This window comes from Empedobacter sp. EJD.6dd (genome assembly GCF_057369435.1).
This window is the reverse complement of record NZ_CM170667.1, coordinates 669,380-687,084: the sequence shown is the minus strand read 5'-3', so window position 1 is coordinate 687,084 and position 17,705 is coordinate 669,380. Positions and strand designations below refer to the sequence as shown.

The 17,705-nt window shown below is 33.4% G+C and carries 17 protein-coding genes; 16 read left to right on the top strand and 1 reads right to left on the bottom strand.

Translation table 11 applies throughout. The features are described from left to right. The first annotated feature begins 120 nt into the window (after positions 1 to 120). From AC2I98_RS03225 to AC2I98_RS03150, 16 genes are all read left to right on the top strand, one after another. Positions 121 to 1,380 carry a dihydrolipoamide acetyltransferase family protein gene (locus tag AC2I98_RS03225; protein ID WP_486413194.1) on the top strand — a complete coding sequence of 420 codons (1,260 nt, stop codon included), beginning with the start codon at positions 121 to 123 and terminating at the stop codon, positions 1,378 to 1,380. 5 nt (positions 1,381 to 1,385) lie between these two features. Next, positions 1,386 to 3,440 (top strand): alpha-ketoacid dehydrogenase subunit alpha/beta, encoded by a 2,055-nt coding sequence (locus tag AC2I98_RS03220; protein WP_486413193.1) that lies wholly within the window; start codon positions 1,386 to 1,388, stop codon positions 3,438 to 3,440. A 116-nt stretch (positions 3,441 to 3,556) separates the two neighbouring features. Then, a complete protein-coding gene (locus AC2I98_RS03215; RefSeq protein WP_486413192.1) occupies positions 3,557 to 4,894 on the top strand; it encodes a phenylacetate--CoA ligase family protein in 1,338 nt (445 codons plus the stop codon). A 7-nt stretch (positions 4,895 to 4,901) separates the two neighbouring features. Further along, entirely contained in the window at positions 4,902 to 5,474 is a 573-nt protein-coding gene (locus AC2I98_RS03210) for a TetR/AcrR family transcriptional regulator (RefSeq protein ID WP_486413191.1), read from the top strand. A 1-nt stretch (position 5,475) separates the two neighbouring features. Beyond that, positions 5,476 to 6,558 carry a 1,2-phenylacetyl-CoA epoxidase subunit PaaE gene (paaE, locus tag AC2I98_RS03205; protein ID WP_486413190.1) on the top strand — a complete coding sequence of 361 codons (1,083 nt, stop codon included), beginning with the start codon at positions 5,476 to 5,478 and terminating at the stop codon, positions 6,556 to 6,558. A gap of 22 nt (positions 6,559 to 6,580) precedes the next feature. Then, entirely contained in the window at positions 6,581 to 7,546 is a 966-nt protein-coding gene (paaA, locus tag AC2I98_RS03200; protein ID WP_486413189.1) for a 1,2-phenylacetyl-CoA epoxidase subunit PaaA, read from the top strand. Between the two features lie 4 nt (positions 7,547 to 7,550). Then, on the top strand, positions 7,551 to 7,838 hold the full coding sequence (gene paaB, locus AC2I98_RS03195) for a 1,2-phenylacetyl-CoA epoxidase subunit PaaB (RefSeq protein WP_019974026.1): 288 nt from the start codon (positions 7,551 to 7,553) through the stop codon (positions 7,836 to 7,838). A gap of 3 nt (positions 7,839 to 7,841) precedes the next feature. Then, positions 7,842 to 8,618, top strand: a complete 777-nt coding sequence (gene paaC / locus AC2I98_RS03190) for a 1,2-phenylacetyl-CoA epoxidase subunit PaaC (RefSeq protein WP_486413188.1) — start codon at positions 7,842 to 7,844, stop codon at positions 8,616 to 8,618. After that, entirely contained in the window at positions 8,612 to 9,100 is a 489-nt protein-coding gene (paaD, locus tag AC2I98_RS03185; RefSeq protein WP_486413187.1) for a 1,2-phenylacetyl-CoA epoxidase subunit PaaD, read from the top strand. The genes paaC and paaD overlap by 7 nt, the downstream gene beginning before the upstream one ends. 6 nt (positions 9,101 to 9,106) lie before the next feature. Then, entirely contained in the window at positions 9,107 to 9,892 is a 786-nt protein-coding gene (locus AC2I98_RS03180; RefSeq protein ID WP_486413186.1) for an enoyl-CoA hydratase-related protein, read from the top strand. A 3-nt stretch (positions 9,893 to 9,895) separates the two neighbouring features. After that, positions 9,896 to 11,053, top strand: coding sequence for a 3-hydroxyacyl-CoA dehydrogenase NAD-binding domain-containing protein (locus AC2I98_RS03175; RefSeq protein ID WP_486413185.1), 1,158 nt, complete (start codon positions 9,896 to 9,898; stop codon positions 11,051 to 11,053). 14 nt (positions 11,054 to 11,067) lie between these two features. After that, positions 11,068 to 11,481: a hydroxyphenylacetyl-CoA thioesterase PaaI gene (gene paaI / locus AC2I98_RS03170; RefSeq protein WP_486413184.1), complete on the top strand. Its 414-nt coding sequence runs from the start codon at positions 11,068 to 11,070 to the stop codon at positions 11,479 to 11,481. 79 nt (positions 11,482 to 11,560) lie between these two features. Next, on the top strand, positions 11,561 to 12,766 hold the full coding sequence (gene pcaF / locus AC2I98_RS03165; RefSeq protein ID WP_486413183.1) for a 3-oxoadipyl-CoA thiolase: 1,206 nt from the start codon (positions 11,561 to 11,563) through the stop codon (positions 12,764 to 12,766). Between the two features lie 155 nt (positions 12,767 to 12,921). Then, positions 12,922 to 13,515: an acyltransferase gene (locus tag AC2I98_RS03160; RefSeq protein WP_486413182.1), complete on the top strand. Its 594-nt coding sequence runs from the start codon at positions 12,922 to 12,924 to the stop codon at positions 13,513 to 13,515. 128 nt (positions 13,516 to 13,643) lie between these two features. Further along, on the top strand, positions 13,644 to 15,695 hold the full coding sequence (gene paaZ, locus AC2I98_RS03155; protein WP_486413181.1) for a phenylacetic acid degradation bifunctional protein PaaZ: 2,052 nt from the start codon (positions 13,644 to 13,646) through the stop codon (positions 15,693 to 15,695). A 220-nt stretch (positions 15,696 to 15,915) separates the two neighbouring features. Further along, a complete protein-coding gene (locus tag AC2I98_RS03150) occupies positions 15,916 to 16,671 on the top strand; it encodes an enoyl-CoA hydratase/isomerase family protein (protein ID WP_486413180.1) in 756 nt (251 codons plus the stop codon). A gap of 52 nt (positions 16,672 to 16,723) precedes the next feature. On the opposite strand, the gene AC2I98_RS03145 is transcribed toward AC2I98_RS03150, so the two are convergent. After that, a complete protein-coding gene (locus AC2I98_RS03145) occupies positions 16,724 to 17,620 on the bottom strand; it encodes a hypothetical protein (protein WP_486413179.1) in 897 nt (298 codons plus the stop codon). Positions 17,621 to 17,705 lie beyond the last annotated feature (85 nt).

The following is a 17,705-nucleotide window of genomic DNA, read 5'->3' as shown; positions in this document are numbered from 1 at the left end:
AACAAAAATATCTTCCATTGTTTAATTAATTTACATAAAACTAATGATTATTTTAACTAACATTCATTAGTTTTTATAAAAAATCATTATCTTCAACGCATCAAACTGCAAACAAATAAAATGAAGAATATAGAACTTACGATTCCTAAATTAGGCGAAAGTGTAGAATCTGTACAGCTTGTTCGTTTTACTAAAAAAGTTGGCGATTTCATTCAAGAAGATGAAGTGATCGCTGAAGTTTCAACGGATAAGGTAGATTCAGATGTACCTTCGACTAAAGCTGGGAAAATTATTGAGTTTAGATTTAATGAAGGAGATGAGATTAAAATCGGTGAAGTTTTTGCAATTATAGAACCTTCAGAAGATCAACAACATTCAATCGAAAAAAATGAAAGAATTGAAGAAAAAACAATTCAATCTATTTCAACTTCACAATCGGTTAATTCTAACAATTCAAATCAATTTTTATCGCCTTTGGTAAAAAGTATTATAAAGAAGGAAAACTTGAAATCTACTGATGTTTCTCAAATAAAAGGTTCGGGTAGAGATGGTAGAATTTCTAAAAATGATGTTTTAAATTACATTAAAAATAAACCTCTTACAGAAAATAGTTCAAGTAATACTTTAAGTCAAAATAATATAATATCAAGTTCTTCTTTTGGTGCTAAAGATGAAATTATTGAGATGGATAAAATGCGTCAACTGATTTTGAAACACATGAAAAAAAGTAAACAAACTTCGCCTCATGTGACTGCTTATGTAGAACCTGATGTGACGAATTTTGTAAAATGGCGTGAAGAAAATAAAGCAGCTTTTGAAGCAAAATACAAGCAAAAATTAACGTTTACGCCGTTGATAGTTGATTGTGTTGTACGCGCAATAAAAGATTTTCCAATGATTAATGTATCAGTTGATGAAACTGAGACTAAAATAATCAAACACAATGAAATAAACATTGGAATTGCTACAGCTTTACCAAATAATAATTTGATTGTCCCTGTGATTCATCAAGCCAATGAATTGAATTTAGAAGGATTAGCAAAAAATGTAAATTCTATTGTTGAGAAGGCACGTACGAATAAACTTTCGCCAGATGATGTAAGAGGTGGAACATTTACGATTAGTAATGTTGGAACGTTTGGAAATTTGATGGGAACGCCAATTATCAATCAACCCGAAGTAGCGATTTTAGCAACTGGTGTTATCAAGAAAAAACCTGCGGTTTTGGAAACAGAATTTGGTGATATTATTGTAGCGAGACAATTTATGTATTTGTCACTTTCGTTTGATCATCGTGTGATAGACGGATCTCTGGGAGGCGTTTTCTTGAAACGAATTTCAGATTATATGGAGAATTGGGATGTTAATACACAAATTTAATCAGAATGGAAACCACTATATCAACAACAACTTTATTAAAAAAAGCATACGAATTATTGGTTACGGCAAAAGCGTTAACTGAATTATACGAAGAAAATAAAGCTGTAACAAGTAAATATGTTCACGCAACTTCTCGTGGACACGAAGCGATACAAATTGCGACAGGATTACAATTATTGCCTCAAGATTATTTGAGTGCTTATTACCGCGATGATGCAATGTTGTTATCAATCGGAATTACACCTTACGAATTGATGTTGCAATTATTAGCGAAACGAGATGATGTGTTTTCTGGAGGTAGAACTTATTATTCGCATCCAAGTTTGCGTCGTGATAATATGCCGAAAATTCCACATCAAAGTAGTGCGACAGGAATGCAAGCGATTCCGACAACTGGAATTGCAATGGGAATGCAGTACAAAGAATTAGAAGGGCTTTGTAAAGAAGAGGTGAAACCAATTGCTGTTTGTTCCTTAGGTGATGCATCTTGTACAGAAGGTGAAGTGGCAGAGGCTTTTCAAATGGCTGCTTTAAAACAATTGCCAATTTTATATTTAGTTCAAGATAACGAATGGGATATCTCTGCTTCGGCAGACGAAATTCGTGCACAAGATATTGCGCATTATGCGAAAGGTTTCAATGGTTTAGAGGTTTTTGTAGTAGATGGAACTGATTTTTCTGCTTCGTATGAAACGATTCAACGAGCAATTGAAATTATTCGTACAGAACGTCGTCCAATTTTAGTTCATGCCAAAGTTCCTTTGTTAAATCATCATACATCTGGAGTTCGTAAAGAATGGTACCGAGATGATTTACAAGAAGCCCAAGAGAGAGATCCTTACGATAAATTAAGAAATACGTTATTAAATGAAGGTTTCGAGAAAGAAGAGTTAATTGAAATTGAAAATAATATTAAAGAACAAGTTCAGACTGAATATCAAGAAGCTTTAAAAGCAGAAGATCCTCGTCCTGAAGATTTATATACACACGTTTTTGCGCCAACTCCGATTACTGAAGAGAAAGGAAATCGTTCACCAGAAGGTAAAGAAAAAACAGTGATGGTAGATTCTGCTCTTTTTGCAATTCGCGAATTGATGGCAAAACATCCAGAATCTTTATTATATGGACAAGATGTTGGTTTACGTTTGGGAGGTGTTTTTCGTGAAGCTGCAACTTTAGCAAAACAATATGGAAAAAATCGTGTATTTAATACACCAATTCAAGAAGCTTTTATCATAGGATCAACAGTTGGAATGTCTGCTGTAGGTTTAAAGCCGATTGTGGAAGTTCAATTTGCAGATTATATCTGGCCTGGCCTTAATCAGTTATTTACAGAAGTAGCGCGTTCTAATTATTTATCGAATGGTAAATGGCCTGTTTCTATGGTTTTACGTGTGCCAATTGGCGCTTATGGAAGTGGAGGACCTTATCATTCAAGTTCGGTAGAAAGTGTTTTGACAAATATAAAAGGAATCAAAATCGCTTATCCTTCTACGGGTGCTGATCTTAAAGGTTTGATGAAAGCTGCATATTATGATCCGAATCCGGTTGTGATGTTAGAACACAAAGGCTTGTATTGGAGTAAAATAAAAGGAACTGAAGATGCAGCTACTGTTGAGCCAGATGAAGATTATGTATTACCCTTTGGAAAAGCGCGAGAAGTTTTAATTGTAGAATCTTCTCAAAATCATAATTCTGTTTCGATTATTACCTATGGAATGGGAGTATATTGGGCAAAACAAGCAGCGAAGGATTTTCCTAATCAAGTAGAAATAATAGATTTACGAACATTAGTTCCGTTAGATGAAGAAGCAATTTTTAATAGTGTAAAAAAACACAACCGTTGTATTGTTTTGACAGAAGAAGCGAAGCGAAGTTCTTTTGCACAGAGTATTGCAGGCTTAATTAATGAAGAATGTTTTGAATATTTAGATGCGCCAATACGTGTTTTAGGTGCAGAAGATATGCCAGCAATACCTTTAAATTCAGTTTTAGAAGCAGAAATGTTACCCAATGCAGAAAAGTTAAGTGTACTGATAAATAATGTTTTAAATTATTAAAAACAGATAATTTATAAACAATTGTATTTTTTACACTAAAAAAACTAACAAACGTTAGTTTTTTTATTTTTTTTGATTAAATTTGTTATTATCAAAAATCAAAATCTGCAAAAATTATGATATTTAATCCTGAGATAGAACAAATGCCAATTGAAAAATTGCGTGTTCTTCAGAACGAGAGACTTCAAACTATGTTAAAAAAAGTGTACGATAAAGTACCTTTTTATAAAGAAGCTTTTGATAAAGCTGGTATAAAGCCAGAAGATGTTAAAGGCGTTGAAGATTTACATAAATTACCATTTACTAAAAAAAACCATTTAAGAGAAAACTATCCTTTTGGATTATTTGCAGAGCCTAAGTCAAATGTTATACGTTTGCATTGTTCAAGTGGAACTACAGGAAAGCCAACTGTAGTAGGGTATACAAAGAATGATATCGAATTGTTTTCGGAAGTGGTGGCAAGATCTTTAGCTGCATCAGGTTGTGAACCAGGCATGACATTACAAAATGCATATGGTTATGGTTTATTTACAGGTGGTTTAGGATTGCATTATGGAGCTGAAAAATTAGGAATGACAGTTGTGCCGATTTCTGGAGGTAACACCGAAAAACAAATCATGTTGTTAAAAGATTTTCAGGCAGATGCAATTTGTGCAACACCATCTTACGCATTAACAGTTGCCGAAGAAATTAAGAAAAGAGGTGATTCATTAGATAATTTCAATTTGAAGTTTGCTATCTTAGGTTCAGAACCTTGGTCAGAAGCTTTACGTCAAGAAGTAGAAACAAGTTTAAATATCAAAGCTTCTAATATTTATGGATTAAGTGAAATTATTGGTCCAGGTGTTTCAAACGAAGATTTCGAAGAGCAAGGAACAGGTTCTTATATTTGGGAAGATCATTTCTTTCCAGAAATCGTAGACGAAAAAACAGGTGAGCCAGTTCCTTACGGACAGCCAGGTGTTTTGGTTATTACAACGCTTACAAAAGAGGCTTTGCCTTTGGTACGTTATTGGACAGGAGATATTACAACATTGACGTATGAGCATTCTAAGAAAAGAACGCATATTAAAATGGGGCCTATTATTGGTCGTGCAGATGATATGATGATTATTCGAGGAGTTAATTTTTTCCATACGCAAATTGCTGATTTTATTCCAGAATTTCCTCAATTATCACCTAATTATCAAGTGGTTTTAACGAAACCTAAAAATATGGATGTTGTAGAAGTTGGATTTGAAATAAATCCTGAGTATTTTGCGACAAAAGGTATAGCTTGCGAGGATTTGAATGAGGAAACTAATCTTGAATGTTGTAAATTAATCTCTAATATTCACAAAAAAATAAGAGATAACATTGGATTAGGAATGAATGTCAAATTATTTCAAGCAAATGAACTTCCAAAAAGCGAAGGAGGGAAATTAAACCGAATTATCGATAATAGACATTTATAAAAACTATATGCCTAAACAGAGTAAAAGAGAACTGATTATACAAGAAGCTGCATTAATCTTTAAACAAAAAGGTTATTCAGCAACGTCGATGCGCGAATTGGCTGAAAAAGTTGGAATGGAAGCCGCAAGTTTGTACAATCATATTCGTTCGAAAGATGAAATTTTAGAAGAAATTTGTTTCAAAGTTGCCAATCAATATGTTTCGCATATTAGTTCGATTGAAGACACAAATGAATCAAATGTTCAGAAATTAAGAGATTTGATTCAACTTCACGTTCGAATGATTATTGATGAACCAAATGAAGTTTCTGTTGCCAACAACGATTGGAAAAATTTATCGGATACCAAAAAAGAGTTATACAAAACAATCAGAAAAGGGTACGAAAAAAGAATTGCAAATTTAATCAAAGCTGGAATAGCATCAGGCGAATTCAAAAATCTTAATGTATCAGTAGCTTTGTTTACTTTATTATCATCATTACGTTGGATAGAATTATGGTACAAACCAGGGCGAGATATATCGCCAGTACAATTAGAAAACGACTTGATGACATTATTAATTAACGGATTTCAAAAATAATATGGCAATAAATTTTCATAAACTACGCGTTAAAAAAGTAAAAAAAGAAACACCAAATTGTGTGTCTGTTACTTTTGAAGTGCCAGAAGATTTAAATCAAGAATTTAAGTATAAACATGGTCAATATTTAACGTTCAAGAATCTTCATAATAACGAAGAAATCAGACGGTCTTATTCAATTTGTTCAAGTCCTTTGGACAATGAATTGAGAGTTGCAGTAAAGAAAATTGAAGATGGTATTTTTTCAACATTTATGAATGACCAAGTAAAAGTTGGTGACATTCTTGATGTGATGACTCCACAAGGAAATTTCTTTACAGAATTACACGAAGAGAATAAAAAATTATATGTAGGAATTGTAGCGGGATCTGGAATTACACCAGTACTTTCAATCATCAAAACAGTTCTGAAAACTGAACCAAATAGCCAATTTGTGCTATTGTACGGGAATAGAAACAAAGGGTCGATCATTTTCAAAGAAGAAATTGAAGCATTAAAAAATAAATACATGCAACGTTTTAGTGTGTACAATATTTTGAGTCGCGAAACGGCTGATGCGGAGATTTTGAGTGGACGAATTGATAAAGAAAAAATTGAATATTTTTTACAACATATCATCAATCCAGAAGATGTAAGCGAAGTTTTCCTTTGTGGTCCCGAAGAAATGATCTTAAGCGGTCGCGATGCTTTTGTAGAAGCTGGAGTGGATGCAAAACATTTGCATTTCGAATTATTCTATAGTGCATCTGCAGAAGCGAAAAAGGTTGAACGTCAAAAAGCCGTAAAACAATCGGATGATACAATGAGTAAAGTAACCATCAAATTAGATGCAACTGCTTTACAAATTGATTTGGGTTACAACGGCGACACAATCTTAGATGCGGCTTTGCAAAACGGTGCCGATTTACCTTACGCTTGTAAAGGTGGTGTTTGTGCGACTTGTAAGTGTAAAGTGGAAAAGGGTGAAGTAGAAATGGACATCAACTACTCACTTGAGCCAGATGAATTAGAAAGAGGTTTTGTATTAGCGTGTCAAGCGCATCCTCGTTCTGCTGAAGTCGTGGTAGATTTTGATGCCAAATAATCAACTTTAAAAACTTTTTAAAATGAGTGCAAAAGAAATTGATTTTCAAGAAGTCTTTGATCAAAAGATTGAAAACGAAGTTCGTATCGAACCAAAAGATTGGATGCCAGACGCATACCGCAAAACATTAATCAGACAAATCTCTCAACATGCTCACTCAGAAATTGTTGGGATGTTACCAGAAGCAAACTGGATAACAAGAGCGCCTTCGTTAAATAGAAAGAAAATCTTATTAGCGAAAGTTCAAGACGAAGCTGGTCATGGATTATATTTATACTGTGCTGCCGAAACATTAGGCGTTACACGTATTCAAACATTAAACGATTTACATTCAGGTAAAGCAAAATATTCGTCAATCTTCAACTATCCAACACTTACTTGGGCAGATATCGGAATGATTGGTTGGTTGGTAGATGGAGCAGCCATTTTGAATCAAGTTCCATTATGTAGAACTTCTTATGGACCTTATGCTCGTGCAATGGTTCGTGTTTGTAAGGAAGAATCTTTCCACCAAAGACAAGGTTACGAAGCATTAGTGGTTTTATCAAAAGGAACACCAGAACAAAAAGCGATGTTGCAAGATGCAATGAATCGTTGGTGGTGGCCAACATTAATGATGTTTGGACCAAAAGATGAAGAATCATCTAATTCAGAATTATCAATGAAATGGAGAATCAAACGTTTCTCGAATGACGAATTACGTCAACGTTTCGTGGATATTTCGATTCCTCAAGCCGAATATTTAGGATTAACAATTCCAGATCCAGATCTTAAATTTAATGAAGAAACAGGTCACTACGAATTCGGAGAAATCGATTGGGAAGAATTCTGGAATGTGGTGAAAGGAAACGGGAAATGTAATAAAGAACGTTTAGATGCTCGTCGTGCTGCTCACGAAAACGGAGCGTGGGTAAGAGATGCTGCAACGGCATACCACGAGAAAAGAAAACAAAGACAATTAGAAAACGAACAACGCAAAAACGCATAAAAAGATGGAAAATAGAGATTGGCCTTTATGGGAAGTATTTATTAGAAGTAAACAAGGATTAGATCACAAACACGTAGGAAGCTTACATGCTGCAGATGCTACAATGGCATTAGAAAATGCACGTGATGTTTATACGCGTCGTTTAGAAGGTGTAAGTATTTGGGTTGTAGAATCTGTAAATATTCATGCATCAAATCCTGATGAAGCAGAACAATTTTTTGATCCTGCTGAAGATAAAGTTTATCGTCATCCAACTTTTTACGATGTTCCAGAAGAAATCAAAAATATGTAATTTATGACAAGCACAGTTTATCAAAACAATCAAAATTACATCGATTTTATCTTGCATTTAGCAGATACAAATCTAATTTTGGCGCAACGTTTATGCGAATTATGTGGACATGGTCCAATTTTAGAACAAGACATCGCAATGTCTAATATGGCATTAGATTTATTAGGTCAAACTTCTAATTATTATGATTATGCTGCAGAAATGATTGGAAATGGAGCAACAGAAGATACATTAGCAATGTTACGCGAAGAACGTGAATATAAAAACTTATTAATGGTAGAGCTTCCAAACGGTCATTTTGGTAACACAGTTGCACGTCAGTTTTTCTACGATTCTTACCACGCGTTATTGTTAGAACAATTCTTGAAAGTAAAAGATCTTAAATTACAAGCTATTGCTGAAAAATCGCTTAAAGAGGTAAAATATCACTTAAAATGGTCGTCTGAATGGATGATTCGTTTAGGAGATGGAACACAAGAATCTCACGATAAAATTCAGCAAGCTGTAAACGATATTTTACCTTATGTAAAAGAAGCATTTATTTTATCTGATTATCAAAAAGCATTAATAGCTGAAGGATTAATTTCTGATCCGAATGAATTTAAAGCTGCTTGGTTGGCTAAGGTTAATGAAGTTTTAGAAGAAGCAACAATTGTTGCGGATGTAGAAAATGCTTTTGCTCAAAAAGGTGGAAAAGAAGGTGTTCATACAGAACATTTAGGATTTATATTATCTGATTTACAATATCTACAAAGAACATATCCTAATTCTCAATGGTAACAGAAAAAGAAGTTTGGCAGTTTATGGAAGAAGTCGCTGATCCAGAAATACCTGTGATTAGTGTTATCGACCTTGGAGTTGTTCGTAAAATAGAATTAATCGATCAAGAATCTGTTAATATCACAATTACGCCAACTTATTCAGGTTGTCCTGCTGTAAGTGCTTTTACACTTTCTATCCGTTTAAAATTAATTGAAAAAGGATTTAAAAATATTAATGTCATCAATCAGTTAAGTCCACCTTGGACAACTGATTGGATGACTGAAGAAGGGAAACAAAAAATGAAAGCGTACGGAATTGCGCCTCCAGTTAAAAGCTCTTCTACAGATGCACTTTTTTCGGAAGAAGAAAATATCGAATGTCCACAATGTGGTTCACACGATACGCGTCTTATCAGTCAATTCGGTTCAACGGCCTGCAAAGCTATGTATCAATGTAATAGTTGCCACGAACCTTTTGATTATTTTAAATGTCATCACTAAAAAATTATGGAAAATTCAACATCAATCCTATACACACAAGAGGGAGGAATTGCTACGATTACGTTGAATCGTCCTTCAGTATTTAATAGTTTTAATCAGGAAATGATTAAATCTCTTCAACATCATTTGGATGTTGCAGCACAAGATGTTTCTGTACGTGCAGTTGTTTTAACAGCTTCAGGAAAAGCATTCTGCGCTGGTCAAGATTTAGGCGAAGTTTTAGAAGAAGAGGAAATCGATTTCAATAAAATTGTAACAGAAAACTACAATCCATTAATTCTAAAAATTAGAAATATGGAAAAACCAGTTATTGCTGCTGTTAATGGAGTTGCTGCAGGAGCAGGAGCTAACTTGGCATTAGCATGTGATATTGTTGTGGCTAAAGAATCTGTAAACTTTATTCAAGCATTTTCTAAAATTGGTTTAATCCCAGATTGTGGAGGAACATATTTTTTACCTCGTTTAATTGGATTTCAAAGAGCATCAGCATTAATGATGTTAGCAGATAAAGTTCCTGCGTCTCAAGCAAAAGAAATCGGAATGATTTACGATTATTTTGCAGATGATGAATTTGATGCAAACGTTGCAAAATTGGCTGATAAATTAGCAAATTTACCTACGAAAGGATTGGCTTATACGAAGAAGTTATTGAATCAATCTTTTCAAAATTCAATAGAAGAACAATTAACGCAAGAAGGAATTTTTCAAGCTAAATCAGGAAACACTTCAGATTATAAAGAAGGAGTTGATGCATTTTTAGAGAAAAGAAATCCAGTTTTCAAAGGACAGTAAGAAATGAAAAAAATAGGAATTATTGGTGGTGGAGCAATGGGATCTGGAATTGCGCAAGTTTTTGCTCAATCAGGACATCCAGTTGTTTTATATGACACAAATCAAGAAGCTTTAGATCGTTCAAAACAAAATTTAGCAAAGACTTTTGAGAAATTAGTTGCGAAGGAAAAATATACTGCAGAAAAAGCACAAGAAATTCAAGCAAATATTGAATATACATTAAGTTTAGATGCTTTTACATCAATTGATTTAATGATTGAAGCAATTATTGAAAATTTAGATATTAAAAAATCTGTTTTCAAACAAGTAGAAGAAATTGTTTCAGAAAATTGTATTCTTGCTTCAAACACTTCTTCTTTATCAATCGCATCAATCGCATCAGCTTGTACAAAACCAGAACGTGTTATTGGAATTCACTTTTTTAATCCTGCACCATTAATGGCATTAGTAGAAATTATTCTAGCAGTACAAACAAGAGAAGGTTTAGCAGAAGAAGTAAAAGAATTAATTCAATCTGTTGGTAAATTACCTGTTATCACAAAAGATACACCAGGTTTTATTGTTAATCGTGTTGCTCGTCCATTTTATAGCGAATCGATCCGTATTTTAGAAGAAGGTGTTGCTGATGCCGAAACAATAGATTTTGCAATGACTTCTTTAGGTGGTTTTCGTATGGGACCATTTGAGTTAATGGATTTTATTGGTCATGATGTTAATTATCGTGTAACAGAATCTGTTTTTGAGTCGTTCTTTTATGATCCAAGATTTAAACCATCTTTTTCTCAAAAACGTTTATTCGAAGCAGGATTTTACGGACGTAAATCAGGAAGAGGATTTTACAATTATGCAGAAGGTGCTGAGAAAAAATCACCATCTCAAGATCAAGCTTTATTAGAAAAAATCTATAAACGTGTTTTAGTCATGTTAATCAACGAAGCTGCGGATGCTTTATTCTTAAACATCGCAAGTCGCGAAGATTTAGATACTGCTATGACGAAAGGAGTTAATTATCCAAAAGGTTTATTGAAATGGGCAGATGAATATGGAATAGAAAACGTTAAAAATGATTTAGATGATTTGTATAATTACTATCACGAAGATCGTTATCGTTTGACTCCAATTATTCGCAATATGGTAAAAGATAACAAAACATTTTACTAAAATTTATCAAAAAAATGGAATCACAAAAGTTATTAAATAGAATGCTTGACCACGATAAATTTAGCGAATGGTTAGGTTTAGAAGTAATTGAAGTAAAAGAAGGTTATGCAAAATTACAAGCCAAAATTCGTCCAGAAATGATGAATGGAGTTGGAACTGTACATGGAGGAATTACATTTTCGATGGCAGATTCTGCATTTGCATTTTCATGTAATATGTATAATAATATTTCTGTTGCTTTAGATGTTCATATTTCATTTACGAAAGCTGGACGAGAAGGAGATATTTTTACAATAGAATCTCAAGAAGTTTCTTCTACTAAACGAACTGGTATTTACGATATCAAAGTGACTAACCAAAACGATGAGTTAATTGCTTTATTTAAAGGTACTTGCTTTAGAACAGGTAAACCTTTAATTGAAGAATAAATTAAGTTATAAGTTATGGGTTTTGAGTTCTGAGAAATAACTCAAAACTTAAAACTCAACACTCAAAACTATATAAACAATGAACCAAACATATATTATTGATGGAGTTAGAACTCCAATCGGAAAATTAAAAGGAGGATTGTCTGCAGTTCGTCCAGATGATATGGGAGCTTTAGTTATTGCTGAATTATTAAAAAGAAATTCATCAATTGATCCTGCTGCTTTCTATGATGTGATCTTAGGAAATGCAAATCAAGCAGGAGAGGATAACCGTAATATAGCTCGTATGTCCGCTTTATTATCTGGTTTACCTTACACAGTTCCAGGAGAAACAGTAAATCGTTTATGTGCTTCTGGATTATCGGCTGCAATTGCTGCCTCACGTGCAATTCAAGTTGGTGATGCTCAATTAATGATTTCTGGTGGTGTTGAGTCGATGACGCGTGCACCTTTGGTGGTTTCAAAATCTGCTTCTCCATTTGGAGGTGATGCTAAGATTTATGATTCTACTTTCGGTTGGCGTTTTATCAATCCAAAAATGAAAGAAATGTGGGGTGTTGATAGAATGGGAAATACAGCTGAAAATTTAGCTGAGCGTGATAATATTTCTCGTGAAGATCAAGATTTATTCGCTGTTTGGTCGCAACAAAAAACGGCTGTCGCTCAAGCAAATGGTCGTTTAGCAAAAGAAATTGTTGCGGTAGAAATTCCTCAACGAAAAGGAAATCCAATTATTTTTGATACAGATGAATTTCCTAAAAACGATACAACTTTAGAAATTTTATCAAAATTACGTCCTGCATTTAAAGCTGATGGAACTGTTACTGCAGGAAATGCATCTGGTTTGAATGATGGAGCTGCAGCTAATATTTTAGCTTCAGAACAAGCGATTAAAGATTTTGGATTAACACCAATGGCTCGTATTGTAAGTTCTGGAGTTGCTGGAGTAGAACCTCGTATTATGGGAATTGGACCAGTGAATGCAACAAAAATTGCTTTAGGAAAAGCTGGTTTAACGATGAATGATATTGATCTAATCGAATTAAACGAAGCATTTGCTGCACAAGCATTAGCATGTACACGCGCTTTAGGATTAGATGATAATGATTCTCGTATTAATCCAAATGGAGGTGCGATTGCTTTAGGTCATCCATTAGGAATGTCAGGATCTCGTATCTTAAACTCTGCGGCTTACGAATTACAAGCAACAGGAAAACGTTATGCATTAGTTACAATGTGTATTGGTTTAGGGCAAGGTTATGCAGTAATTATTGAAAGAGCATAAAATAGATTTTAGTATTGAGAAATTAGATATTTGACTTTCTTTTTTGTCATTCTGAATTCATTTCAGAATTACATTAATTAAATGCGATGTTGAAACAAGTTCAACATGACAACATTGTCTAATTTTTCACTACTATTATCTCAAATCTATAAATTATGATTTACGAATTTAAAGGATATAAACCAGTTGTACATCCAACCGCATTTGTACATCCGCAAGCAGTAGTTACTGGAAATGTAATTATTGGTAAAGATGTCTACATTGGTCCAGGTTGTGCTTTAAGAGGTGATTGGGGACAAATTATTATTGAAGATAATTGTAATGTTCAAGAAAATTGTACTATTCATATGTTTCCAGGAACAACAGTTCATTTAAAGGAAAAAGCGCATATCGGTCATGGTGCAATTATTCATGGTGCTACAATTGGAAGAAATTGTATGGTTGGAATGAATGCTGTAGTGATGGATAATGTAATTGTAGAAGATGAATGTATTGTTGGAGCTTTAGCTTTTGTAAAAGCTGATACACATATTCCTACAAGAAGTGTTGTCGTTGGTAATCCTGCTAAAATAGTAAAACAAGTTTCTGATCAAATGATTGAATGGAAAGATCAAGGGACACAACAATATATGCAATTACCGAGTGATTGTCATGAGAGTTTAAAACCTTGCGAAGCTTTAACAGAAGTACCAGATTATTATTATGATTCGATGGCTTCGAATTATAAAACGTGGAACGAAACCAAGTAAGTTTTGAGTAATAATTATTAAGTTCTAAGTCGTACTGAACTCGTTTCAGTATTTCATCAAAATTTTAAATTTAACTCATTACTTATAACTCAATACCCATAACTAATAAATAAAAAACACAAATAATAATGGCTAATCAATTAGAAAATTATGCTTTAGGACAATGGACAAAAGGTTCGTCTGAAGGGCAAATGTTATATAATGCGATTACGGGTGACGAAATCGCTACTGCATCATCAGCTGGATTAGACTTCGGTGCGATGATGGATTATGCGCGTACTGTTGGTGGACCAAAATTACGCAAAATGACTTTTCAAGAAAGAGGGTTAATGCTAAAGAAATTAGCAATGTACTTAATGGAAAGAAAAGAAGAATTCTACACTGTTTCTTGGGCGACTGGAGCAACACGTGCAGATTCTTGGGTTGATATTGAAGGTGGAATCGGAAATTTATTTGCGAATGCTTCTTTACGTCGTCAATTTGGAGATCAACCTTTTTATGTAGAAGGAGAAACACATAAACTTTCTAAGAACGGAACATTTTTAGGAACACATATATTAACACCAAAACGAGGCGTTGCAATTCATATCAATGCATTCAACTTTCCTGTTTGGGGAATGTTAGAAAAAATTGCAGTTAACTTTTTAGCGGGAGTTCCTGCCATTGTAAAACCTGCTACAATTACATCATTCTTAACAGAAACTGTAGTTCGTGCAATTATCGAATCTGGTATTTTACCAGAAGGAGTTTTACAATTAATTACAGGTTCTGCTAACGGAATTTTAGATTACGTTGAATCCGAAGATGTAGTTACATTTACAGGTTCTGCTTCAACAGGACAAATGTTAAAAGCGCATGCAAGAATCACTTCAGAAGGTGTTCCGTTTAATTTAGAAGCAGATTCTTTAAACGCTTGTGTTTTAGGAGAAGATGTTCAAGTTGGTTCGCCAGAATTTGATATTTTTATCAAAGAAGTAACTCGTGAAATGACAACTAAAGCAGGTCAGAAATGTACTGCAGTTCGTCGTGCATTAGTTCCAGCGCATTTGGTAGAAGATGTTCAAATTGCTTTAGGACAACGATTAGCTACAACTACAATCGGGGATCCGAACGTAGAAGGCGTTCGTATGGGTGCTTTAGCAGGAGAAGCTCAAGTGAAAGAAGTACGCGAAAAAGTTGAAGAATTAGCAAAGTCGCAAGAAATTATTTTTGGAAACTTAGATAATTTTGAAGTGAAAGGTGCTGATAAAAACAAAGGTTCATTTATTTCTCCAATCTTATTTTTAAACAACGATCCATTCAATAAAACTGATGTACATAACATCGAAGCTTTTGGACCAGTTTCTACAATTATTCCTTACAACGGAACTGCAGAAGCGGTAGAATTAGTTCGTATGGGGAAAGGTTCATTAGTTTGTTCTATTGTAACTGCTGATAATGATATTGCTACAGAATTTGTTTTAAATGCAGGATCATTACACGGACGTATTGTAATTTTAGATGCAGAATGTATTAAAGAATCTACAGGTCATGGATCACCACTTCCTTTATTAGTTCATGGTGGACCAGGACGCGCAGGTGGAGGAGAAGAAATGGGAGGAAAACGTGGTGTATTTCATTACATGCAACGTACAGCAATCCAAGGTTCTCCAAATAAATTAACTGCTGTTACACAACAATATCAATACGGTGCAGATTATATTGAAGAAGATAAACATCCTTTCGCAAAACATTTTGAAGAAATTCAAGTAGGAGATACATTAATAACAGCGAAACATACCATTCAACAATCAGATATTAATGCTTTTGCTGCTTTATCTGGTGATAATTTTTATGCACACGTTGACGCAACGTCGCTAGACGGAACAATTTTCGAACGTAATGTTGCTCACGGATATTATTTATTATCTAAAGCTGCAGGATTATTTGTATTAGCGAAAAAAGGACCAGTTTTATTAAACTATGGTTTAGATGAATGTCGTTTCGTTAAGCCAGTTTATCCAGGGTCAACAATCGGAGTTCGTTTTACGTGTAAAGAAAAAATCTCTCAAGAAAAGAAAGACGAAAATGATATTGCAAAAGGAATTGTACGTTGGTTAGTTGATATTTACGACGAAACTGGAGAAACAGTTGGCGTTGCAACAATCTTAACAATGGTTAAAAAATTAAATCAAGATTAATATAATGTTAGAATGTGGTAATTTGTTAATGTGAAGATGATTTTTAAGTTTATTTTAGAATCATTTTTAAATTGAAAAATTACGTGAAATATTTGTCATGCTGAGCTTGTAGAAGCAACTCAAATGATTAATTGTTTTGATTCAAACAATTAAATATATAATGAATAATTTATTAGTTAAATTTGCTCATTACCACATTTAAAAAAATTTCAAATTAAAAATGGAAGCTTACGTAAAATCAGATATACAAAACGGAATTGGTACAATTGAATTTTTTCATCCGCAAAGCAATTCAATGCCAGGTTCTCAATTAAGAAATTTAGCTGTTGAAATCGAAAAATTAGGAAACGATGACGAAGTAAAAGTCATTGTTTTAAAAAGTGCAGGTGACAGAACTTTTTGTGCAGGAGCATCTTTCGACGAATTAATTTCGATTAAAGATCGTGAAACTGGTTTAGAATTTTTCTCTGGATTTGCTCACGTGATTAACGCAATTCGTAAAGTTCCAAAATTTGTTTTAGCTCGTATTCAAGGTAAAGCTGTTGGTGGAGGAGTTGGTATTGCTTCAGCTGCAGATTACACGTTTGCAACAGAGTTTGCTTCGGTTAAACTTTCTGAATTAGCAGTTGGTATAGGACCTTTTGTTGTTGGACCAGCTGTGGAGCGTAAAGTAGGAACTTCTGCTTTTACACAAATGGCGATTAACGCAACCGAATTTCAATCAGCTGAATGGGCAAAAGAAAAAGGATTATACGCTGAAGTTTATGCGAATGCAGTAGAAATGGATGAAGGTATTAATATTTTAGCAAAAAAATTAGCCAATTCAAATCCAGAAGCGATGAAACATTTAAAACGTGTTTCTTGGGAAGGAACTGAAAATTGGGACGAATTATTAATAGAGCGTGCTAAAATTTCAGGAGAATTAGTATTATCTGAGTTTACTATTAATGCGATAAATCAATTTAAAGCAAAATAAAATACAAGTATAGTTTATATAAGAAATCCACTTCATTTTGAAGTGGATTTTATTACATTTTAAAATAGTCAGAATTAAAATGTTTGCTTTTTCTGACATATAAAATGTTTTTTTCAGGTTTGAGAATCATATTGAAACGTTTGATTATATCTCCCCCCATAATATTTTTGTGTTGAATTTTTATGGTACTATCAAAAAATGACATGGGTACATTTTTAAACGTAGATTTTGCAACTTCAAATATTGGAAGCACAGTTTTTTTTGAAAGTATAACATTTCCTGCTGCATCACTCAATTTTGATTCTCCGGTAATTGTGAATTTTTCTAATAATCGATTTTCTTTTGCAAAATCATCCGAAATTATCAACGCTCCAGAAAAACCAGTATGAATCATAAATTCTGTTTCAACCGGATTATTGTCAATAAATGGAAAAGCTTTTATATATAATGTTTGTTCGGAATATCGAGAAGATAATTTAGTATATATTTTAAGTTTTGTAGGTGCTTCATCATAAATATATATTTTGTTATGATCAAAATTGATCTCAAAATACTTGTCTTCGAAGAATTTCAATCCAATTTTTCCATCACTTTCATGTCCAGATTGTTTATCAATAAAAATAGGAATTTGATTAAATTCTTGGCCCCCAATTCTAATCAAATTGTTTTTACTCATTTTCATATCTGAATATCCTGCCCAAGAAGTGACATCATTTATCGTATCAGAAACCACAATAGATTTCATTTTTCTATATGAATCTTCGATAATATTGATGTAATCTGTTCCCGTATGTAGCATAAGTTCTATAGTGTCTTGCTTATTTATGATTACAGGTACAAGAATATTGTTGTATTTGGTTAGACGAAATGGAATTTCTTTTACCAAAGTTTGTCCAAAGTTAGGTATTGTAAAAATAGTAAGTAGAAATGATAAAAGTTTTTTATTCATATAGTTGGATTATTTTGATAAAAGTAAACCAAATTGTAGAAAAGATTAATATACTGATATTAAAAATATTCCTTTTAACTTTGCG

What these genes read in the sequence shown, in the direction of transcription:
- AC2I98_RS03225 (WP_486413194.1), top strand. Translation starts at nt 121, where the DNA reads ATGAAGAATATAGAACTTACGATTCCTAAATTAGGCGAAAGTGTAGAA.
- AC2I98_RS03220 (WP_486413193.1), top strand. Translation starts at nt 1,386, where the DNA reads ATGGAAACCACTATATCAACAACAACTTTATTAAAAAAAGCATACGAA.
- AC2I98_RS03215 (WP_486413192.1), top strand. Translation starts at nt 3,557, where the DNA reads ATGATATTTAATCCTGAGATAGAACAAATGCCAATTGAAAAATTGCGT.
- AC2I98_RS03210 (WP_486413191.1), top strand. Translation starts at nt 4,902, where the DNA reads ATGCCTAAACAGAGTAAAAGAGAACTGATTATACAAGAAGCTGCATTA.
- paaE (WP_486413190.1), top strand. Translation starts at nt 5,476, where the DNA reads ATGGCAATAAATTTTCATAAACTACGCGTTAAAAAAGTAAAAAAAGAA.
- paaA (WP_486413189.1), top strand. Translation starts at nt 6,581, where the DNA reads ATGAGTGCAAAAGAAATTGATTTTCAAGAAGTCTTTGATCAAAAGATT.
- paaB (WP_019974026.1), top strand. Translation starts at nt 7,551, where the DNA reads ATGGAAAATAGAGATTGGCCTTTATGGGAAGTATTTATTAGAAGTAAA.
- paaC (WP_486413188.1), top strand. Translation starts at nt 7,842, where the DNA reads ATGACAAGCACAGTTTATCAAAACAATCAAAATTACATCGATTTTATC.
- paaD (WP_486413187.1), top strand. Translation starts at nt 8,612, where the DNA reads ATGGTAACAGAAAAAGAAGTTTGGCAGTTTATGGAAGAAGTCGCTGAT.
- AC2I98_RS03180 (WP_486413186.1), top strand. Translation starts at nt 9,107, where the DNA reads ATGGAAAATTCAACATCAATCCTATACACACAAGAGGGAGGAATTGCT.
- AC2I98_RS03175 (WP_486413185.1), top strand. Translation starts at nt 9,896, where the DNA reads ATGAAAAAAATAGGAATTATTGGTGGTGGAGCAATGGGATCTGGAATT.
- paaI (WP_486413184.1), top strand. Translation starts at nt 11,068, where the DNA reads ATGGAATCACAAAAGTTATTAAATAGAATGCTTGACCACGATAAATTT.
- pcaF (WP_486413183.1), top strand. Translation starts at nt 11,561, where the DNA reads ATGAACCAAACATATATTATTGATGGAGTTAGAACTCCAATCGGAAAA.
- AC2I98_RS03160 (WP_486413182.1), top strand. Translation starts at nt 12,922, where the DNA reads ATGATTTACGAATTTAAAGGATATAAACCAGTTGTACATCCAACCGCA.
- paaZ (WP_486413181.1), top strand. Translation starts at nt 13,644, where the DNA reads ATGGCTAATCAATTAGAAAATTATGCTTTAGGACAATGGACAAAAGGT.
- AC2I98_RS03150 (WP_486413180.1), top strand. Translation starts at nt 15,916, where the DNA reads ATGGAAGCTTACGTAAAATCAGATATACAAAACGGAATTGGTACAATT.
- AC2I98_RS03145 (WP_486413179.1), bottom strand. Translation starts at nt 17,620, where the DNA reads ATGAATAAAAAACTTTTATCATTTCTACTTACTATTTTTACAATACCT.